The organism is Streptococcus sp. GMD6S (genome assembly GCF_000297015.1).
Genome location: NZ_AJRH01000314.1, coordinates 1 through 1993 on the forward strand (window position 1 = coordinate 1; position 1993 = coordinate 1993).

At 43.0% G+C, this 1993-nt stretch carries 3 protein-coding genes; all 3 read left to right on the top strand.

The window, feature by feature from the left end:
- Positions 1–519 (top strand): ABC transporter permease (locus tag GMD6S_RS11220; RefSeq protein ID WP_000962607.1); only part of this gene is annotated, 519 nt, incomplete at its 5' end.
- 36 nt (positions 520–555) lie between these two features.
- Positions 556–1563, top strand: a complete 1008-nt coding sequence (locus tag GMD6S_RS11225; RefSeq protein WP_000754530.1) for an ABC transporter substrate-binding protein — start codon at positions 556–558, stop codon at positions 1561–1563.
- Positions 1563–1993: ATP-binding cassette domain-containing protein (locus tag GMD6S_RS11230; protein ID WP_000136210.1), on the top strand; the 431-nt coding region annotated here is incomplete at its 3' end. The genes GMD6S_RS11225 and GMD6S_RS11230, both read left to right, overlap by 1 nt.

Here is a 1993-nt window from a genome sequence, read left to right on the forward strand (position 1 = left end):
GCGGTGCTTATGGACAGTCTGACTTGGCTCAATGATCTTATCTACCCTATGATGGTGGTTGTCCAGACCATTCCGACCATTGCTATAGCTCCTATCCTGGTCTTGTGGCTAGGCTATGGAATTTTGCCTAAGATTGTCTTGATAATCCTGACGACAACCTTCCCTATCATCGTCAGTATTTTGGATGGATTTAGGCACTGTGACAAGGATATGCTGACCTTGTTTAGTCTGATGCGAGCAAATCCTTGGCAAATCCTGTGGCATTTTAAAATCCCGGTTAGTCTGCCTTACTTTTATGCAGGCTTGAGGGTCAGTGTCTCCTACGCCTTTATCACGACAGTGGTATCTGAGTGGTTGGGAGGCTTTGAAGGACTTGGTGTTTATATGATTCAGTCCAAGAAACTGTTTCAGTATGATACCATGTTTGCGATTATTATTTTGGTGTCGATTATCAGTCTTCTAGGTATGAAGCTGGTCGATATCAGTGAAAAATATGTGATTAAATGGAAACGTCCTTAAAATAGAGCGTTTTTGAAAAAGAAAAGAGGAAATAACATGAAAAAGACATGGAAAGTGTTTTTAACGATTGTAACAGCTCTTGTAGCTGTCGTGCTTGTGGCTTGTGGCCAAGGAACTGCTTCTAAGGACAACAAAGAAGCAGAAGTCAAGAAGATTGACTTTATCCTAGACTGGACACCAAACACTAACCACACTGGACTTTATGTAGCCAAGGAGAAAGGCTATTTCGAAGAAGCTGGAGTAGATGTTGACTTGAAATTGCCGCCAGAAGAAAGCTCATCTGACTTGGTGATCAATGGCAAGGCACCATTTGCTATCTATTTCCAAGACTACATGGCTAAGAAATTAGAAAAAGGAGCAGGGATTACTGCCGTTGCCGCTATCGTAGAACACAATACATCAGGAATCATCTCACGTAAATCGGACAATGTCAGCAGTCCAAAGGACTTGGTTGGTAAGAAATACGGAACTTGGAATGACCCAACGGAACTAGCTATGTTGAAAACCTTGGTAGAATCTCAAGGTGGAGACTTTGAGAAGGTCGAAAAAGTACCAAACAACGACTCAAACTCGATTACACCAATTGCCAATGGTGTCTTTGATACTGCTTGGATCTACTACGGTTGGGACGGTATCCTTGCCAAATCTCAAGGTGTAGACGCCAACTTCATGTACTTGAAAGACTATGTGAAAGAGTTTGACTACTACTCACCAGTTATCATCGCAAACAACGACTATCTCAAAGACAATAAAGAAGAAGCTCGTAAAGTTATCCAAGCTATCAAAAAAGGCTACCAATACGCTATGGAACACCCAGAAGAAGCTGCAGATATCCTCATCAAGAATGCACCTGAACTCAAAGAAAAACGTGACTTTGTCATCGAATCTCAAAAATACTTGTCAAAAGAATACGCAAGCGAAAAGGGAAAATGGGGACAATTTGACGCAGAACGCTGGAATGCCTTCTACAAATGGGATAAAGAAAATGGTATCCTAAAAGAAGACTTGACAGACAAAGGCTTCACCAACGAATTTGTAAAATAATGACAGAAATTAGACTAGAACACGTAAGCTATGCCTATGGCGAGGAGAAGATTTTAGAGGATATCAACCTGCAGGTGACTTCGGGTGAAGTAGTCTCTATCCTAGGTCCCAGTGGTGTAGGCAAGACTACCCTCTTTAACCTGATTGCAGGAATTTTAGAAGTCCAGTCAGGTAGAATTGTCCTTGATGGGGAGGAGAATCCCAAGGGGCGCGTGAGTTATATGTTGCAAAAGGATCTCCTCTTGGAGCACAAAACGGTGCTTGGCAATATCATCCTGCCCCTCTTGATTCAAAAGGTTGATAAGACGGAAGCCATTGCCCGAGCGGATGACATCCTTGCGACCTTCCAGCTGACAAACGTACGGGATAAGTATCCTCACGAACTCAGCGGAGGGATGCGCCAGCGTGTAGCCTTGCTTCGGACCTATCT